This window comes from Kitasatospora albolonga, from assembly GCA_002082585.1.
In the GTDB taxonomy this organism is placed as follows: domain Bacteria; phylum Actinomycetota; class Actinomycetes; order Streptomycetales; family Streptomycetaceae; genus Streptomyces; species Streptomyces stephensoniae.
In genome coordinates, this window is the sequence record CP020563.1 from 7,738,613 (window position 1) to 7,755,958 (window position 17,346).

The following is a 17,346-nucleotide window of genomic DNA, read 5'->3' on the forward strand; positions in this document are numbered from 1 at the left end:
CCCTCCCTGTCACCCAATGTGTCGGACGGTCGCCTTCCCGGTCATTCCGAAGTCATGCCTGCCTTCCGCAAAACTTCTTGAGATTCCCCCGGAACTTCTTGAGGCCCCCCGGACCCGGGCCCCGCGCCCGCCCGAAAGGACCCCGGGCGGACCCCGGGACGGACCTGGACGGACCCCGGGACGGACCCGAGCGGAGCAGCCTCGCGCGCATGGCAAACTTGAGCGGGGTGTTTCGGCCTGCGGTGATCCACGATCCGCGGCGAGAAGACGCGAGAAGATGGATGACAGAGGAACGGCCATGACGGTGACAGAGGACAGCCCGGAGCTCGCTCCCGGAACCGACGAGTTCGGTCCCGGTATCGACCCGGAGCGGCTGGCCGTCTGCCTGAGCGTGCTCGACGAGCTCGACCGGATCGAGGTCGACCACCCGGACGCCATCGCCGTCCGCCGCGCCACCGCCGGGATCTACCGGACCGTGAAGCAGCGCCGCCGCCAGGAGCGCCGGGCCGCCAAGACCGCCCATGACCGCGCCGTCACCGAGGCGACCGCGACCGGCTCGGCCGAGCGCATCGACGACGAGACCCAGGGCGTCCTGCCCTCCTCCTCCACCGTCGGCGAGATCGCCGGGATACTCCAGCGCCCCCGGTCCTGCTACATCTGCAAGACCCGGTACGTCGAGGTGGACGCGTTCTACCACCAGCTCTGCCAGCCCTGCGCCGCGGAGAACCGCGCCCGCCGCGACGCCCGCACCGACCTCACCGGGCGCCGGGCGCTGCTCACCGGCGGCCGGGCGAAGATCGGCATGTACATCGCGCTGCGGCTGCTGCGCGACGGCGCCCACACCACCATCACCACCCGCTTCCCCAACGACGCGATCCGCCGCTTCAAGGCGATGGAGGACAGCGCCGACTGGATTCACCGGCTGAAGATCGTCGGCATCGACCTCCGCGACCCGGCCCAGGTCGTCGCGCTGGCCGACTCCGTCGCCGCCGAGGGCCCGCTCGACATCCTGATCAACAACGCGGCCCAGACGGTACGCCGGTCCCCGCAGGCGTACAGCGAGCTCGTGGCCGCCGAGTCCGCCCCGCTGCCCCCGGGCGCGCTGCCCGCCGCCGAGGTCATCGGCACCTTCAACAGCGGTACGGTCGACCGCGTCGCCGCCCTGCCCGCCGCCCGCAAGGAGGGCCTCAGCGCCCAGGAGGTCACGGACCTGGCGCTGGTCACCGGCTCCGCATCCCCGGCCCGGATCGCCGCGGGCACCGCGATCGACGCGGGCGGCCTCGTCCCGGACCTGCACGACACCAACAGCTGGGTCCAGACGGTGGAGGACGTCGAGCCGATCGAGCTCCTCGAGGTCCAGCTCTGCAACTCCACCGCCCCCTTCATCCTGATCAGCCGGCTCCGCCCGGCCATGGCCGCGACGGCCGCCAAGCACTCCTATGTCGTCAACGTCTCCGCGATGGAGGGCGTCTTCAGCCGGGGCTACAAGGGAGCGGGTCACCCGCACACCAACATGGCCAAGGCCGCGCTCAACATGCTCACGCGCACCAGCGCCCAGGAGATGTTCGAGAAGGACGGCATCCTGATGACGGCCGTGGACACCGGCTGGATCACCGACGAGCGCCCGCACCCGGACAAGATGCGCCTCGCCGAGGAGGGCTTCCACGCCCCGCTCGACCTCGTCGACGGCGCGGCCCGGGTCTATGACCCGATCGTGCGCGGCGAGGGCGGCGAAGCGCTCTACGGCTGCTTCCTCAAGGACTACGCCCCCGCGAACTGGTAGACGGAGCGAACGGGCCCCGGCCGGCCCAACCGGAACCGCACCTTCCGTGCGGTGGCCGCAGACCCGGCCCAGGATGGTTCCTGGGCCGGGTTTTCGCTGTCCGAAGTGGCCGAAAGTGACCCACTGCACACGTTCTATCGAGCGTGGAGCCGCTCATTTGGTTACTCTGAGGCGAACGGACGCCATCGAGGAGCCCACGAAGGTTCCCCGACCGTCCCGGGACAGGTCTGCAACCCGACCGCCGTCCCGCCCCGACACGGCGCCACCGCGACCGACATATCCCCATCCCTGCCCCGCCCGGGGTGGTCGGTCTCCGGCACCGAAGCCGGAGCGCCGGCGACGCCCTGGGCGACGCGACACAGAGGAGTGCGCGGTGACGACACCAGAACTGACGATGCGAGAGAAGCGCCCCGCCGAACGGTACGGGGAGCGGACCGCCCGGCCCCAGAAGCTCCGGAACATCGAGGTGTGGGCCAGGTCCGCACCGATCCGGCTGGCCGGTTACGAGGACGACCTCGCCGAGCCGCACATCCTGCCCGGCATCGACTGACCGCTTCCGCGGGCCCCTTCCGCAGGCCGCTTCAGCGCTGTTCACGGCCCGTGTCCCGGCCCTCCCGCCCCGGTGGGAGCGGCCGGGACACGGGCCGCATGAATTCCCGGACACAGGTGCGGTCCCACCAGTTGCCGGTGGCCCGCAGCTCCCGCAGATCCGTGAACCGGTAGTGGAACACCCGGGCGCGCACGTGGACGGGAGGGCCGTCCGGGAACGGGTTGTGCGCCAGCAGCCGGAGCGTGTCCCGGTCGCCGCGCAGCAGCCGCTCGGTGAACGGGCCGAACCAGGAGCGCGCGTACGCGGGGGAGAGCGCCGCGAACCACATCATCCAGTCGAGCCGCAGGTGGTACGGGGCGAAGAGGCGCGGCAGCCGCCGCACATCGCCCGGTTTGCCGCGGAAACCGTACTCCCGCCACTCCGCGCCCTCGTCCGCGACCGGATCGGCCGTGCCCTCCACCACCACTTCCAGCCGCATTCTGCTGATGGAGCCGAAGGCACCGTAGGTGTTGACGAGGTGCAAGGGGTCGAAGGAGCGGTTCATCACCTGACGGCGGGAGAGCAGATTGCGCGCCGGGCGGTAGCTGAGGACCAGCACCAGGGCCGTCACCGCGATGACGGCCACCTCGTACCAGAGCGGCGGTGCCGCCAGGTCGGGCGGCCGCCCGGCGAGCGGGGTCCAGTCGATCACCGAGAGCGCCAGTGCGATGGTCAGCCAGTTCAGCCAGGCGAAGTTCCCCGACGCGACGAGCCAGAGCTGGGTGAGGACCATCAGGCCCGCCGCGCAGCTCGCCACCGGCTGCGGGGTGAACAGCAGGAACGGGACCAGCAGCTGGGTGACGTGGTTGGCGGCCGCCTCGGCCCGGTGCACCGGCCGGGGCAGCCGGTGGAAGAACCAGCTCAGCGGCCCCGGCATCGGCTGGGTCTCGTGGTGGAAGTCCAGACAGGTCAGCCGCCGCCAGCAGGCGTCCCCGCGCAGCTTGATGAGCCCGGCGCCGAACTCCACCCGGAACAGCAGCCACCGCAGCAGCCAGAGCACGAGCACGGGCGGCGCGGTGTCCCCCGTACCGAGGAAGACGGCGAGGAACCCCGTCTCCAGCAGGAGCGACTCCCAGCCGAACCCGTACCAGACCTGCCCGACCTGGACGATCGACAGGTACAGCACCCAGGGCAGCGCCCACAGCAGCATCCCGCCCCAGAGCGGAAGGAGGCCGTCCAGCCCGGCGATCAGGGCCACCGAGACCGCGCAGCCGCTCCAGGCGACGGCGGCGAAGAGCCGGTCGGAGTAGTGCAGCCGGAACAGCCCCGGCGCCGCCCTCCAGGGGGTGCGCCGGAGCAGTTCCGGTACGGGCAGGATGCCGCGCTCGCCGATCAGCGCCCGGAACTGGAGCGCGGCGGAGAGGAAGGCGACCAGGTAGATCACGGCCAGCGTCCGCTGGAAGACCAGCCTGCTCAGCCAGTAGCCGTCTGCGGAGAACCACTCCATCTCTGCCAGTATCGGCCCGTGGGCGGGGTTCAGCCCGCCGCGACGAGCCGGCGCAGCGTCCGCCCCAGCCGACGCGCGTACCAGAGCTGCACGGGCGGTACGAGCGGTCCCGCGAGCCGGGCGTACCAGGCGGCGGGGCGGGAGAACGCCATGACGGTGAACCAGACCGTGCCGTCGTCCGCCAGCTCCACCACGAAGCACTCCTCGCCGTTCTCCGGGTGCCCGGTCAGGGTGCCGTAGCCGAACCCGGTGCGGCCCTCCTCCCCGTACGCCGTCCAGATCACCTCGCACGGCGCGGTCAGCCGTACCGGTCCCGCGCCGAGCGACACCCGGACGCTCGCCCCGGGCTCCGCGCGCGGGGCCGAGGCGTCGATCCGGGCTCCCGAGGCCCGGTGCATCCGCCACTCGGTCACGGCCGCCCCCGCCACCGCGAAGTCGTCGGCGCCCCGGCCCACCCGGGTGCGGTGGTGCAGGTGGTGGTAGCCCCGGGGGAGCGGGCCGAGCCGGGTGGCGCCGGTCTCGGGGTAGGTGAGCGTGCTCATGCGGTCCTGCTTTCCGAAGGGTGGCGGTCACGGATGCGCTGCCAGGCGAGGAGCGAGCAGAGGGCGAAGCCCAGCGCGTTGCCCAGGCCATGGGTGGCGGCCATCCAGGTCAGGGTGGGGTGGGGCAGTCCGGTGGCCTCGCCGATCGCCCAGCTCAGGGCGAGGAGCATGGTGGCCACCAGGACGGCGGCGGAGGTGAGCAGCAGCAGTCGGGTCGTCCTGTCCCGGCCCCGCTCGCGCCCCAGGCGCCAGGTGAGCAGGCCGACGGTCCACATGCCCGCCGTCAGGACCGCGGCCCCGGCCAGTTCGGCCCAGTCGCCGATGAAGTAGCCGACGAGGACGAGCAGGGTGCCCAGTGGCACGCTGAGTGCGGCGAACCGGCCCGCGCGGCTTTCGGAGACCCGGCAGACGAGCCCGGCGACCAGGGCGGCGGCGAAACCGGCGAAATGGAAGTGCGGCACGGTCAGGGCGAGGATCTCCAGGTCGAAGCCGAACAGCTCGTGGCCCGCGCGCTCCGCGACCAGGGCGAGCGCCGCGACGGCCGGGGTGACGAGCGCGGTGAGCAGCGCGACCTGGCCGGGGGAGAGGTCCCGGCTCCGGATCAGGCGGCGCGGGGCGTGCAGGGCGAGAAGGACGGTGCCCAGCGCGTAGCAGAGGGCGAACGCGGTGGCGGCGGGGGAGCGCGGCAGCCAGAGGGCGACCGCGCCGGGCACCGCGAAGAGGGGCCAGAGCCTGCCGATACGGTCCAGCTCCGGCAGCCCGGTCAGCCGCAGCCCCGCCGGGACGACGACGAGCATGCCCACCATCACGATCACGTTGACCAGTACGGTCATGGCCCCACCCCCGGCTTTGAACGCGTTCAACTCCTGGGGTGAGCGTAGAGGTTTTCTTGAACGTGTTCAAGACGGGTGCTCGTGGCCCCCGTGTCCGCTTGCGGCTCGGCGTCCGGTGCGGCACAGATGGTGACGATCCATCCGTTCGTCATGGACAGTCAGGAGAGCTCCGTGCGCTCACCCAGACGTTTCCGGCGCGCCGCGCTCGCCGCACTCTCCGCCGGGGTCCTGCTCGCCGCCGCCGGGTGCGACAGCCCCGCCGACCGCACCACCAAGGGCACGACGGGCACCGCGGAGGCCGAGGACGTCCTCCTTCAGCCGCTCGCCGCCCCGGGCCCCGGACCGTTCACCAAGTCGACGGTCCGGGAGGCGCCCTCGCCGTCCCCCACCCCTTCACCGGAGGGGTCGGAGAGTCCGGAGGAGGGCGGCGCGTCCGCCACCCGTACGGTCCATCGGGTCTCGGGCGCCGTCCCCGGGCTCTACGGCGGCACCCGGTCCGAGGCGTCCTGCGACGTCGAGCAGCAGATCCGGCTGCTGACCGCCGACCGGGACAAGGCCCGCGCCTTCGCCGGGGAGGCGGACATCGAGGCCGTACAGATCCCGGGCTACCTGAAGGCGCTCACCCCGGTGGTCCTGCGCGCCGACACTCAGGTCACCAGCCACGGCTACAGCGCCGGAAAGGCCACCGCCTTCCAGGCCGTGCTCCAGGCGGGCACCGCCGTCCTCGCCGACAGCCGGGGGCTGCCGAGGGTCCGCTGCGCCTGCGGCAATCCGCTGGACCCGCCGGTGGTCGCGAAGGGGCAGGTGGCCCACCGGGGCGAGCGCTGGCCCGGTTACGACCCCGCCCGCATCCTGGCGGTCGGGCCGAGCGTCCAGCCGGTCACCGGTCTGGTCATCGTGGACGCCGCCGACAACACCTGGATCGAGCGGACCGTCGGCGACGGCGGCGGACGCGACCGGACCCCGGACGACCCGCCGCCGTACGAACCGAGCGACGACCTGCTCTTCCCGTCACCGGCCCGTCCCTCCGAGGAGGCGTCCCCCGAATCCACCCCGTCGGCCTCCGCCCCCTCCGAACCGGAGGAGCCCCGGTGCCCGGAGTCCCCGGACGACCCGGCCGGGCTGCCGCCCGGCTGCCCGCCGCCCATGGACCCCGACCCCGGCACCGAGGCGCCGGACGACTTCGACGGCATGCCGACCGACGAGCCCTGGGAGCTGGAGGAGGACGGGCCCGACCCGGTCCCCGAGCCGACCCAGATCTTCCCCGGCGAGCCCGACGAGCCGATGGACTCCGAGATCCCCGAGCCGTTCGCGGGCTGACCGGCCCACCCCCCTCAGCCCGTGCGGCGACCGCTCCGGCCGCCGCACGGATCACTCGAAGAATCGGACAAATGGTGGCAGAGTGGCCCACATGGATGATCGGGTAGCGGGTGCCCTGTCACTCCCGGACGACTGGCCCGCCCACCCGGACCTCAGCCTCGCCCTGAACCGTATGGGCAGCTTCGACTGGGATCTGGACACCGGCCTCATGCACATGGACCAGCCCGCCCTCGACGTGTTCGACCTGACCGCCGAGGAGTACGACGACCGGCCTGCCTCGCTCGCGCAGCGCGTACCGACCGACGAGGCCGTACGCCTGGACGGGATGGTCTCGCAGGCGCTCAAGAGCGGGCGCGCCAACTACGGCGCCTACTTCCGCATCCAGCGCCGCGACGGAACCCTGCGCTGGACCCACACCCAGGGCTTCGTCCGCCGCGACGAGACCGGCCGGCCCCGCCGCATCATCGGGATCGTCCGCGACGCCACCCAGGAGCTCGCCGACTCCTCCGCCCGCCAGGAGCTGGACCTCGACCGCCGCCAGCGCACCAGCCTGGTGGAGGGCACCACGGCGGCCCTGGCCCACGCCCGTACGGTCAAGGACGTCATCGCCGTCCTCAAGAACTCCCAGGGCCTCGCCCACCTGGGCGCCACCAGCCTCGTCATGGGCCTGCTGGAGTCCGGCCGCATCCACCTGGTGGCCGACGGACCCGAGGGCGCGTACGTCCCCGGCACCCGGTTCACCCGGGTGGACGAGCAGTACCCGATGAGCGAGGTCGTCCGCACGCTCACCCCGCGCTTCATCGAGTCCGCCGAGGACTTCGCCGACTCCTACCCGATCCTCTGGCCCAGCATCAGCCACCTCGGGATCACCTCGGCCGCCTACATGCCGCTGATCGCCCAGGCCCGCCCGATCGGCGCGCTGGGCCTGCTCTACCGCGACAAGGCGGGCTTCACCCCCGACGAGCGCAACCTGCTCATGGCGCTCGGCACCTCCATCGCCCAGAGCCTCCAGCGGGCCATGCTCTACGAGCAGGAGCACGACCTCGCCGAGGGGCTCCAGCAGGCGATGCTGCCCCGCCGGATTCCCGCCGTCCCCGGCGCCCAGGTCGCCGTCCGCTACCGCTCGGCCCGGCTCGGCCGGGACATCGGCGGCGACTGGTACGACCTGATCCCGCTGCCCGGCGGCCGGGTCGGCGCCGTCATCGGGGACGTACAGGGGCACGACACCCACGCCGCCGCCGTCATGGGACAGCTGCGGATCGTGCTGCGCGCCTACGCCGCCGAGGGCCACAGCCCCGCCACCGTCATGGCCCGCGCCTCCGTCTTCCTCCACGAGCTGGACACCGACCGCTTCGCCACCTGCACCTACGCCGAGGTCGACCTGACCACCGGGGTCGTCCAGTTCGTCCGGGCGGGCCATGTCGACCCGCTGGTCCGGGACGTGGACGGGAGCTGCCGCCGGATGCCCGCCGAGGGCGGGCTGCCGCTCGGCCTCTCCGCCGAGTTCGGGCGGCTGGAGTACCCGGTGGGCACGGCGGAGCTGGACCCGGGCCAGACGATGATCCTGTTCACCGACGGGCTGGTGGAGCTGCCCGGCTCCGACCTCGACGAGGGCATGCAGCTGCTGACCACGCTCGTCTCCAACGGCCCGCAGAACCTCCAGAAACTGGCCGACGAACTCTGCGACGCCGTCGACGTGCGCGGCGGCCAGGACGACGTGGCGCTCCTGCTGCTCCGCCGCCGGGCCGCCCAGGCCCCCCAGCCCGGCGGACGGCTCCGCCAGCACGTCGCCCAGAACGACCCCGAGGCGCTCAGCTCGGCCCGGCACATGATCCGGGCGGCGGTACGCGCCTGGGGGGCCAAGGAGCGGGCCGACGAGATCGAACTGGCCGCCGACGAGCTGATCACCAACGCCCTGATGCACACCGACGGCGGGGCCGTCGTGACGATCCGGGTGATGGCCGGCTCCGAGCGGCGGCTGCGCGTCGACGTGGAGGACCGCTCCAGCGCCCTGCCCCGGCGCCGGGACGCGGGGGAGTCGGGGGTCTCGGGGCGCGGGCTGATGCTCGTCGACCGGCTGGCCGACGTCTGGGGCGTGGAGTCCCGGGGCAGCGGCAAGTGCGTGTGGTGCGAGTTCCTGATCCCCGAGCGGTCGTGATGCGCGGAGACCCGTGCTGTAACAGTACGTAACATGTCCGTACTTGACCGTAACCGACCGCAAAGGATTGACTGCGGGGGTACGGCCGTTCCGCCCCCGACGACATGAGGCCCCCTGTTGGGAACCGAACTCCTGGCCCCGCTCGACCTGGCCTTCTGGCACCTCGAATCCGACGCCCACCCCATGCACCTGGGCGCGCTCGCCGTCTTCGCCCCGGTGCCGGGTGCCACCCCGCCCCACGTCCTGGAGCTGCTCCGCACCCGGGCCGCCGCGATCCCCCGGCTGCGGATGTGCGTACGGGACGTCCTGCTGCCGGTCGGCGGCGCCGCCTGGGCCGTGGACAAGGACTTCGACGTGCACCGGCACGTGCGCCGCGTCACCGTGGCCGACGGCGACTTCATGGCGGGCGCCACCCGGCTGGCCGGGGAGCTGATGGAACAGCCGCTGGGCCGGGGGCTGCCGCCCTGGCAGATGTACCTGATCGGCGGCGCCGCCGACGGGCCCTTCGCCGTGCTGGTCAAGCTGCACCACGCGCTGGCCGACGGGATGCGGGCGGTCGCCATCGGGGCCGGGATCTTCGACGAGATCGCCGCCACCACCGCCCGGTCCGCCGCGCGCGGCCGTCCCGCCGTCCCGCCCCGCTCCTGGCTCCCCGACCCCCGCGAGATGGCGGGCATGGCCCTCGGCCGGATCGGCGAGGTCGGCCGGGCGCTGGGCGTGGGCGCCTCCGTCGTCCGCGCGGGCCGCCTGGACCTGCGCTCCACCGCCCTCACCGCACCCTCCAGCGGCACCCGGCGGCTGGCCACCGCCGACCTGGACGCCACGGCCCTCCAGCGCGTCCGCCGGGCCGAGGGCGGCACCGCCAACGACATCCTGCTCGCCGTGGTCGCCGGGGCCCTGCGCCGCTGGATGGCGGAGCGCGGCGAGGCGCTGCCCGGCACCGACCCGCGCGCCCTGGTCCCCGTCTCCCGGCGCAGGCCCGGCGGTACGGTGACGGGGAACCGCCTCTCCGCCTACCTCCTCGACCTGCCCGTCGGCGCGGCCGACCCCCGCGAACGGCTCCGGGCGGTCCGGGCGGCGATGGACCGCAACAAGGCGGCCGGGCCCCTCAAGGGCGCCGGAGCCGTCGCCGTACTCGCCGACCAACTGCACCCGCTGGCCCACCGGTTCGGCGCACCCCTGGCCGCGAACGCCGCCCGGATGCTCTTCGACCTGCTCGTCACCAGCGTGCCCCTGCCCCGCTCCGCGCTCTCGCTCGGCGGCTGCCCGCTGAGCGCGCTCTACCCGATGGCACCGCTGGCCCGGGGCCAGTCGCTGGCCGTCGCCCTGTCGACGTACGGCGGCCGGGTGCATGTGGGCCTGGTGGCGGACGGCAAGGCGCTGCCCGACCTGGACCGGCTGGCCGGGGCGGTGGCGGAGGAGTTCGGGGAGCTGGAGGCGCTGGTGACCGGCTCGGACGCCCGCGTGCCCGAGCCGGTCGTCTGACAGGCAGCCGTACGCCGCCTGCGGCAGGCTGGACGCATGCCCGAGCTGCCCGAAGTCGAAGCCCTGCGGGTCTTCCTCGGCGACCACCTGGTCGGCAAGGAGATCGCCCGCGTCCTCCCGCTGGCGATCAGCGTCCTGAAGACGTACGACCCGCCGCTGACCGCCCTCGAAGGCACCACCGTCACCTCGGTCGCCCGCCACGGCAAGTTCCTCGACATCGGGGCGGGCGGGCTGCACCTCTGCACCCACCTGGCCCGGGCGGGGTGGCTGCGCTGGAAGGACTCCTTCCCGGCCGCCCCGCCGCGCCCCGGCAAGGGACCGCTCGCCCTGCGGCTGGTGACCGCGGACGGCGACGGCTTCGACCTCACGGAGATGGGCACCAAGAAGCGCCTCTCCGTCCACCTGGTGCGCGACCCCATGGAGGTCCCCGGCATCGCCCGCCTCGGCCCCGACCCCCTCGCCGACGCCTTCGACCGGGACGCGTTCGCCGCGGTCGTCGGCGGGGCGCGCCGCCAGATCAAGGGCGCGCTCCGCGACCAGTCGCTCATCGCGGGCATCGGCAACGCCTACAGCGACGAGATCCTGCATGTGGCGAAGATGTCCCCGTTCAAACGGACCGCCGACCTCGACGAGGACGACATCACCCGCCTGTACACCGCGCTGCGCACCACCCTGAAGGACGCCGTGGCGCGCTCCGCCGGGGTGGAGGCCGGAAAGCTCAAGTCCGAGAAGAGGAGCGGGATGCGCGTCCACGGCCGCACGGGGGAGCCCTGCCCGGTCTGCGGCGACACCATCCTGGAGGTCTCCTTCAGCGACTCCTCGCTCCAGTACTGCCCCACCTGCCAGACGGGCGGCAAACCGCTGGCCGACCGGAGGATGTCCAAGTTCCTCAAGTGACCCGCCGCCCGCCGGGCCGCCCGGCCGCTCACCGCGTCACCGTCACCAGCCGCCGCCCCTCCGCCGTCCGCACCTCGAAGCGGTCGATGCCCTCCGGTGGCAGCGCCGCCCCGCCCGCCACCTCCACCAGCCCGCCCCCCGCGCCCCCGGCCGACCAGCTGCCCACCGTCTCCTCGCTGCCGTCCCGGCCCACCGCGACCAGCGCGCACACCCCCTCGGCCGGCATCCGTACGGCCTCCAGCGCCACCGCCGTCCCCCACTCGTGACCCGCCGCCGTCACCACCGCCGCCGCCCCCGACCCCGGGTCCGCCCCCACCCACCGCTCCACCCGCACCCCGCCCGGCCGGTCGCCCGCCGGACCGTCCGACGACCCCGCCACCGCCCACGGGCCGCCCACCGCCAGCACCACCGCCGCGACCAGCGCGAGCCGCCGCCGCCCCGCCCGGCGCCGCCCGTCCGCCACCGCCGCCACCAGCCGGTCCGCGAACCCGGGGCCCGGCCGCACCACCGGCCCGGCCACCGCCAGCCGGGCCGCCACCCCGGCCAGCTCGCGCGCCCGGACACGGCACAGCGGACACTCCTCCAGATGCTCCTCGAACCGGAAGGCGTCGGCCCTCCCGAGCACGCCCAGCGCATAGGCCCCCACCCGGATGTGGGGCTCGGTCGTCTGCATGTACTGCGGTACGGGAACAAGCCGGGATTCACTCAAGCCAGGAGGCCCCGGAGCCCCTAAACTCCGGCCTCATGCTGCGCGTACTCGCCGTCGACGACGAACCACCCGCCCTGGAGGAACTCCTCTACCTCCTGCGCGCCGACCCCCGTGTCCGCAGCGCCGAGGGCGCCACCGGGGCGACCGAGGCGCTGCGCCGCATCGGCGGCGCCGTGGACGCGGGCCCCGACGACCCGTCCGCGATCGACGTCGTCTTCCTCGACATCCACATGGCGGGCCTCACCGGCCTCGACGTCGCCCAGCTGCTCGCCGGGTTCGCCTCGCCCCCGCTCATCGTCTTCGTCACCGCGCACGAGGGCTTCGCCGTGCACGCCTTCGACCTCAAGGCCGTCGACTACGTCCTCAAACCGGTCCGCCGCGAACGCCTCGCCGAGGCCGTGCGCCGGGTCGCCGAGCAGGTCGGGGACCGGTCGGCCCCGGTCAACGACACCGCCGCCGACCAGATCCCGGTCGAGCTGGGCGGCGTCATCCGCTTCGTCCCGGTCGACGAGATCGCGTACGCCGAGGCGCAGGGCGACTACGCCCGGCTGCACACCGCGACCGGCAGCCACCTCGTCCGCATCCCGCTCACCACCCTGGAGGAGCGCTGGCGCTCGCGCGGCTTCGTCCGCATCCACCGCCGCCACCTCGTGGCCCTCGACCGGATCGACGAGCTGCGGCTCGACGCGGGAAGCATGAGCGTGCGCATCGGGGAGGCCGAGCTCGCCGTCAGCCGCCGCCACACCCGGGCCCTGCGCGACCTGCTGATGCGCCAGGGCGGACGCTGACCGCGAAGCCGTCGATACGCTCGTGACCTGGGGTGACCTCCGCCGAAGCCGCTCCGTGCAAGCCTTCCCAGCACGGCCTGCCGCCGCCTAGACTCCGAGCCCATGTCACCGGAGACCGCACCCCGGCGCGAAGTCGTCACGGGAGAGCCCCGCCGGGTGCGTCCGCTGCCCCGCTACCGCACCCAGGCGGAGATCGAGGAGCAGACCGCCCTCGGCGGCGCCTACGTCCGCTCGCTGATGCGCAGCCAGCTCCGCGCCGGACTCACCGTCTTCGCCGTGCTCGCCCTCGTCGCGGGCACCCTGCCGCTCCTCTTCGCCGCCCTGAACAGCTCCGCCCTCGTCTGGGCGGTCCTCGGCTTCGCCACCTACCCGCCGCTCACCCTGGCCGCCTGGTGGTACGTGCGCCGGGCCGAGCGCAACGAACGCGACTTCGCCCGGCTGGTGGAGGGCCGCCCCGCACCGTGAGCACCCCCGACCACACGGCGTCCTGGGTGGCGGTCGCCCTCGTCGTCCTCGCCACCGTCCTCGTCGGCGGCTTCGGCCTGCGCATCTCCCGTACGACCTCCGACTTCTACGTGGCGTCCCGGACCGTGCGGCCCCGGCTGAACGCCGCCGCGATCAGCGGGGAGTACCTCTCCGCCGCCTCCTTCCTCGGCGTCGCGGGGCTCGTCCTGCTGCACGGCCCCGACATGCTCTGGTACCCGGTCGGCTACACCGCCGGATACCTCGTGCTGCTGGTCTTCGTCGCCGCACCCTTGCGCCGCTCGGGGGCGTACACCCTGCCGGACTTCGCCGAGGGGCGGCTCGAATCGCTCCATGTCCGGCGGGTGGTGAGCATTCTCGTGGTCGGCGCGGGGTGGCTCTACCTCGTCCCGCAGCTCCAGGGCGCCGGGCTGACGCTGAAGATCCTCACCGGGGCGCCCGGCTGGCTCGGCGATGTGCTCGTCGCCACCGTGGTGATGGTCGCGGTGGCGGCGGGCGGGATGCGCTCCATCACCTTCGTCCAGGTCTTCCAGTACTGGCTGAAACTGACCGCGCTGCTGGTCCCCGCCCTCTTCCTCGTCCTCGCCTGGCAAGGCGACGGCCGCCCCCGGGTCAGCTTCGACGACCAGTTCGCCGTCTTCCGCGCCGACCACCCGCTCTACGCCACGTACGGACTCATCGTGGCGACCTTCCTCGGCACCATGGGCCTGCCGCACGTCGTCGTCCGCTTCTACACCAGCCCCAACGGCCGCGACGCCCGCCGCACCACCGTCGCCGTCCTCGCCCTGGTCGGCCTCTTCTACCTGCTGCCGCCCATCTACGGGGCACTGGGCCGGTTGTACGCCCCCGAGCTGCGGTACGGGGGCGACGCCGACGCGGCCGTCCTGCTGCTGCCCGCCCGGGTCATCGGCGGGCTCGGCGGCGATCTGCTCGGCGCGCTGATCGCGGGCGGGGCGTTCGCCGCGTTCCTCTCCACCGCGTCCGGGCTCACCATGGCGGTCGCCGGGGTCATCACCCAGGACGTGCTGCCCTCACGCGGGGTGCGCCACTTCCGGCTCGCCACCGTCCTCGCCGTCGCCGTGCCGCTCGCCGGTTCGCTGCTGGTCAGCCGGGTGCCGGTGGCCGACGCGGTGGGCATGGCCTTCGCCGTCTCCGCCTCCTCCTTCTGCCCGCTGCTCGTCCTCGGCATCTGGTGGCGCCGCCTCACCCCGCCGGGCGCGGTCGCGGGGCTCCTGCTCGGCGGCGGCTCGGCCCTCCTCGCCGTCGCCATCACCGTGAGCGGGGCCGTCACCCCGCCCGGCTGGCCGCACGCCCTGCTCGCCTGGCCCGCCGTCTGGTCCGTCCCCGTGGGGTTTCTCGCCATGATCCTCGTCTCGCTCGCCACACCGGGGCGGATACCGCCGGGCACCAACGCGGCCATGACCCGCTTCCACCTCCCCGAGGCCCTGACCTCGGGGCGCGCCGCCGGGCGGGAGCGGTGACCGGGGCCTCGGTCGCCGTCCTCGCCGTCCTGGCGGCGCTGCTCCTCGGCGCCGGGTTCCTGCTGGGCCGCCGCACCGCCCGCCCGCTGCGGCCCAGCGATGTCGGCACCCCCGTCGAGCACGCCACCTTCGAGACCCTGCACACCGCCTCCCTCGCCGCGCCCCCGCTCCGCGCCGGGCTCACCGAGGAGAGCGCCCGGCGCTCGGCCCGGCGGCTGCGCTCCCTGCTCGGCACCGACGCCCTCTGCCTCACCGACCGGGAACGTGTCCTGGTCTGGGACGGCGCCGGGCACCATCACGGCAAGGACGTGATGGGCCAGGTCGGGGAGTTGCTGGAGGGCGGCCGCGGCACCGCCTTCGACAGCGGCTGCGCCGACCTCGACTGCCCCCTGCGCTGGGCGGTCGCCGTCCCGCTCACCGTCGAGAACCGGGTGCTCGGCGCGCTCGTCGCCTACGCCCCGCGCGAGTCGGCGGTGCTGGCCCGGGCGGCGGGGGAGGTCGCGCGCTGGGTCTGCGTACAGCTGGAACTGGCCGAGCTGGACCGCTCCCGTACGCAGCTGATCGAGGCCGAGATCAAGGCGCTGCGGGCCCAGATCTCCCCGCACTTCATCTTCAACTCCCTCGCCGCCATCGCCTCGTTCGTCCGCACCGACCCCGAGCAGGCCCGCGAACTGCTCCTGGAGTTCGCCGACTTCACCCGCTACTCCTTCCGGCGGCACGGCGAGTTCACCACCCTGGCCGACGAACTCCATTCCATCGACCAGTACTTGGCGCTCGTCCGGGCCCGCTTCGGCAAACGGCTCTCCGTCACCCTCCAGGTCGCCCCCGAGGTGCTGCCGGTCGCCCTGCCCTTCCTCTGCCTCCAGCCGCTGGTGGAGAACGCCGTCAAGCACGGCCTGGAGGGGACCGGCACCCCGGCGCGCGAGCGGCCCGCCGACACCCCGTTCCGGATCACCATCAGCGCGCTCGACGCCGGATCGGAGGCCGAGGTGGTGATCGAGGACAACGGCGGCGGCATGGACCCCGAACGGCTGCGCCGCATCCTGCGCGGCGAGGCCACCGCCCCCTCCACCGGTATCGGCCTGCTCAACGTGGACGAGCGGCTGCGCCAGGTGTACGGGGACGGGTACGGGCTCGTCATCGAGACCGGGATCGGCGCGGGCATGAAGATCACGCTCCGGCTGCCCAAGTACCGCGCGGGCGTGCACGGTTCATGAGCCCCGGGCCGCGCCCGGCCTTCTCAGCACAGATGGACGGCCAAGTGCCCCAGCGGCAGCCCCAGTTGCCAGGCGGGGGTCCACACCTGGACCTCCCCCTCGGTGCCGTGCGCGCCGCCCGCCGCCTCCCGGGGCGCGGGCACGATCGCGTCCAGGTCCGCGGCGAGCAGCTCGGTCTCCTCCAGCCACCGCCAGGCCGCCCGGGCCAGCGCCAGATCGGGGTCACCGGGCCGGGCCCGCAGCTCCGACTCCGCGAGCTGCTCGCAGACCCAGCTCCGCCAGGCGGTCCCGTACGCCGTGAGCAGCCGCAGCTCGTCGACGCGCGCCTCGGACAGCGCGCGGGAGACCGCGGGCTCCCGGAGGAGGCCGGAGAGGAATATCGTGAGGGCGAGCGCGTCGCGCCCGGCCCGGAACTCCAGCGTCGTCGGTTCCATCAGGTCGCCGGTGCGCAACAGCTCGTCCGCGATGTACTCGGTGCACAGCCAGGCCATCGGTACCGGCAGCCCGTCCCCACCGGTCCCATCCGTATCCTCGGGACGCATCCCGTCTCGCCTCTTTCCTTGCTCGGTACCGGGCTCCACGCAGCATTGAACCGGGGGCGGCCGCCCCGCGTGGGCAGAAGCGGAGGATCGCCCAGGAGATGCGAGGCTGCGAATGACCACCGACCCCGGCGATGACCCGCATGTGCGCCTGCTGCTGGGCGCGTACGTCCTGGACGCGCTGGACGCCGAGGAGACCTGCCGGGTCGCCCGCCACCTGCGGCGCTGCGACGGCTGCGCCCGGGACTACGCGGCGGTGGCGGAGGCGTCGGCCCTGCTCGCGCTGTTGCGGGCGGAGGACCTCCGGGAGTAGCCGGGCAGATTGCGCGAGAGCAGCCGCAGGGCGTAGTACGAACGGGACTTGACGGTACCGGCGGGGATGCCCAGCGCCTCGGCGGTCTCGGTGACGCTCAGCCCGTGGAAGTAGAGCTCCACCAGCACCGCCCGGTGCTCGGGGCTCAGCGTGCGGACCGCCTCGCGGACGTCCAGGGCATGGACGGCCGATTCGGCGGTGTCCTGGACCGCCGGGGCGCTCTCCAGCAGCAGATCGCTCACCTCGGCGGGGCGCGCCAGGCGGGAGCGCCGGGCGTCGATGGCGAGGCGGCGGCCGACGGTGAACAGCCAGGGCCGCATCGAGTCGTAGGGCGCGTCGAACGCCTCCGGGTGCTGCCAGGCGCGTACCAGGGTCTCCTGCACCAGGTCCTCGGCCCGCTGCCGGTCCCCGAAGGTGAGGCCGAGCAGGAAGTGGAAGAGGGCGGGGCCGTGGTCCCGCTGCAACTCCGCGATGGCCCGCTCATCGGTCGTCGTCGTGGTGTTCATGAACGTCCTTTCCCGCGGGAGGCCCCTGGCGGCCTCGCTGCCGCCTGGCGTATACGAACGCATTCGGCGCCGCGGGAACAGGCGGTGCACCGAGGCGTGCGACGAGCGGTCGCTCAGTGCGGCGAATGGTGCGGCGAACGGTCAAGGGGCCGTCGGGGTCGGACGGTACGACCAGTTCAGCTAGATATGCGGCAATGCTCCTTGATTCGGCGGTATGACGATCTGTTGAGTCGGACGGTCGTAACCATCCGGACAT

16 protein-coding genes are annotated in these 17,346 nt (G+C 73.6%); 10 read left to right on the top strand and 6 right to left on the bottom strand.

What is annotated here, in order from left to right; all coding sequences use genetic code 11:
* Nucleotides 1-298 precede the first annotated feature (298 nt).
* Nucleotides 299-1,783 (top strand): short-chain dehydrogenase, encoded by a 1,485-nt coding sequence (locus B7C62_33565; protein ARF76662.1) that lies wholly within the window; start codon nucleotides 299-301, stop codon nucleotides 1,781-1,783.
* Between the two features lie 581 nt (nucleotides 1,784-2,364).
* On the opposite strand, the gene B7C62_33570 is transcribed toward B7C62_33565, so the two are convergent.
* Genes B7C62_33570 through B7C62_33580 form a run of 3 tightly spaced genes read right to left on the bottom strand, consistent with a single transcriptional unit; the run spans nucleotide 2,365 to nucleotide 5,194 of the window.
* Nucleotides 2,365-3,819, bottom strand: coding sequence for a hypothetical protein (locus tag B7C62_33570; protein ARF76663.1), 1,455 nt, complete (start codon nucleotides 3,817-3,819; stop codon nucleotides 2,365-2,367).
* A 29-nt stretch (nucleotides 3,820-3,848) separates the two neighbouring features.
* Entirely contained in the window at nucleotides 3,849-4,361 is a 513-nt protein-coding gene (locus B7C62_33575) for a hypothetical protein (protein ARF76664.1), read from the bottom strand.
* Nucleotides 4,358-5,194: a hypothetical protein gene (locus B7C62_33580; protein ID ARF76665.1), complete on the bottom strand. Its 837-nt coding sequence runs from the start codon at nucleotides 5,192-5,194 to the stop codon at nucleotides 4,358-4,360. The genes B7C62_33575 and B7C62_33580 overlap by 4 nt, the downstream gene beginning before the upstream one ends.
* A 171-nt stretch (nucleotides 5,195-5,365) precedes the next feature.
* Between B7C62_33580 and B7C62_33585 the strand changes: the two genes are divergently transcribed.
* The 4 genes from B7C62_33585 to B7C62_33600 all read left to right on the top strand — a co-directional run bounded on the left by B7C62_33585 (nucleotide 5,366) and on the right by B7C62_33600 (nucleotide 11,054).
* Complete coding sequence (locus B7C62_33585; protein ID ARF77502.1) at nucleotides 5,366-6,514, top strand: hypothetical protein; 1,149 nt, start codon at nucleotides 5,366-5,368, stop codon at nucleotides 6,512-6,514.
* Nucleotides 6,515-6,605: 91 nt separating this feature from the next.
* On the top strand, nucleotides 6,606-8,672 hold the full coding sequence (locus tag B7C62_33590; GenBank protein ID ARF76666.1) for a protein phosphatase: 2,067 nt from the start codon (nucleotides 6,606-6,608) through the stop codon (nucleotides 8,670-8,672).
* A 117-nt stretch (nucleotides 8,673-8,789) separates the two neighbouring features.
* Nucleotides 8,790-10,157, top strand: coding sequence for a wax ester/triacylglycerol synthase family O-acyltransferase (locus tag B7C62_33595; GenBank protein ID ARF76667.1), 1,368 nt, complete (start codon nucleotides 8,790-8,792; stop codon nucleotides 10,155-10,157).
* Between the two features lie 36 nt (nucleotides 10,158-10,193).
* On the top strand, nucleotides 10,194-11,054 hold the full coding sequence (locus tag B7C62_33600) for an endonuclease VIII (protein ARF76668.1): 861 nt from the start codon (nucleotides 10,194-10,196) through the stop codon (nucleotides 11,052-11,054).
* A 28-nt stretch (nucleotides 11,055-11,082) separates the two neighbouring features.
* On the opposite strand, the gene B7C62_33605 is transcribed toward B7C62_33600, so the two are convergent.
* A complete protein-coding gene (locus B7C62_33605; GenBank protein ARF76669.1) occupies nucleotides 11,083-11,727 on the bottom strand; it encodes a hypothetical protein in 645 nt (214 codons plus the stop codon).
* A 71-nt stretch (nucleotides 11,728-11,798) separates the two neighbouring features.
* Here B7C62_33605 and B7C62_33610 point away from each other — a divergent pair, with 71 nt between their 5' ends.
* The 4 genes from B7C62_33610 (at nucleotide 11,799) to B7C62_33625 (ending at nucleotide 15,732) form a co-directional block, all read left to right on the top strand.
* Entirely contained in the window at nucleotides 11,799-12,551 is a 753-nt protein-coding gene (locus B7C62_33610; protein ARF76670.1) for a DNA-binding response regulator, read from the top strand.
* A gap of 102 nt (nucleotides 12,552-12,653) precedes the next feature.
* Nucleotides 12,654-13,016, top strand: a complete 363-nt coding sequence (locus B7C62_33615; GenBank protein ID ARF76671.1) for a hypothetical protein — start codon at nucleotides 12,654-12,656, stop codon at nucleotides 13,014-13,016.
* Entirely contained in the window at nucleotides 13,013-14,515 is a 1,503-nt protein-coding gene (locus tag B7C62_33620; GenBank protein ID ARF76672.1) for a cation acetate symporter, read from the top strand. The genes B7C62_33615 and B7C62_33620 overlap by 4 nt, the downstream gene beginning before the upstream one ends.
* Complete coding sequence (locus B7C62_33625) at nucleotides 14,512-15,732, top strand: sensor histidine kinase (protein ARF76673.1); 1,221 nt, start codon at nucleotides 14,512-14,514, stop codon at nucleotides 15,730-15,732. Before B7C62_33620 ends, B7C62_33625 begins: the two co-directional genes overlap by 4 nt.
* A gap of 23 nt (nucleotides 15,733-15,755) precedes the next feature.
* On the opposite strand, the gene B7C62_33630 is transcribed toward B7C62_33625, so the two are convergent.
* Nucleotides 15,756-16,274 (bottom strand): hypothetical protein, encoded by a 519-nt coding sequence (locus tag B7C62_33630; protein ID ARF76674.1) that lies wholly within the window; start codon nucleotides 16,272-16,274, stop codon nucleotides 15,756-15,758.
* 112 nt (nucleotides 16,275-16,386) lie between these two features.
* On the opposite strand from B7C62_33630, the gene B7C62_33635 reads away from it, so the two are divergent.
* Nucleotides 16,387-16,584, top strand: coding sequence for a hypothetical protein (locus B7C62_33635; GenBank protein ARF76675.1), 198 nt, complete (start codon nucleotides 16,387-16,389; stop codon nucleotides 16,582-16,584).
* On the opposite strand, the gene B7C62_33640 is transcribed toward B7C62_33635, so the two are convergent.
* Nucleotides 16,518-17,090, bottom strand: coding sequence for an RNA polymerase subunit sigma (locus tag B7C62_33640; GenBank protein ARF76676.1), 573 nt, complete (start codon nucleotides 17,088-17,090; stop codon nucleotides 16,518-16,520). The two genes, B7C62_33635 and B7C62_33640, sit on opposite strands and share 67 nt — an antisense overlap.
* Nucleotides 17,091-17,346 lie beyond the last annotated feature (256 nt).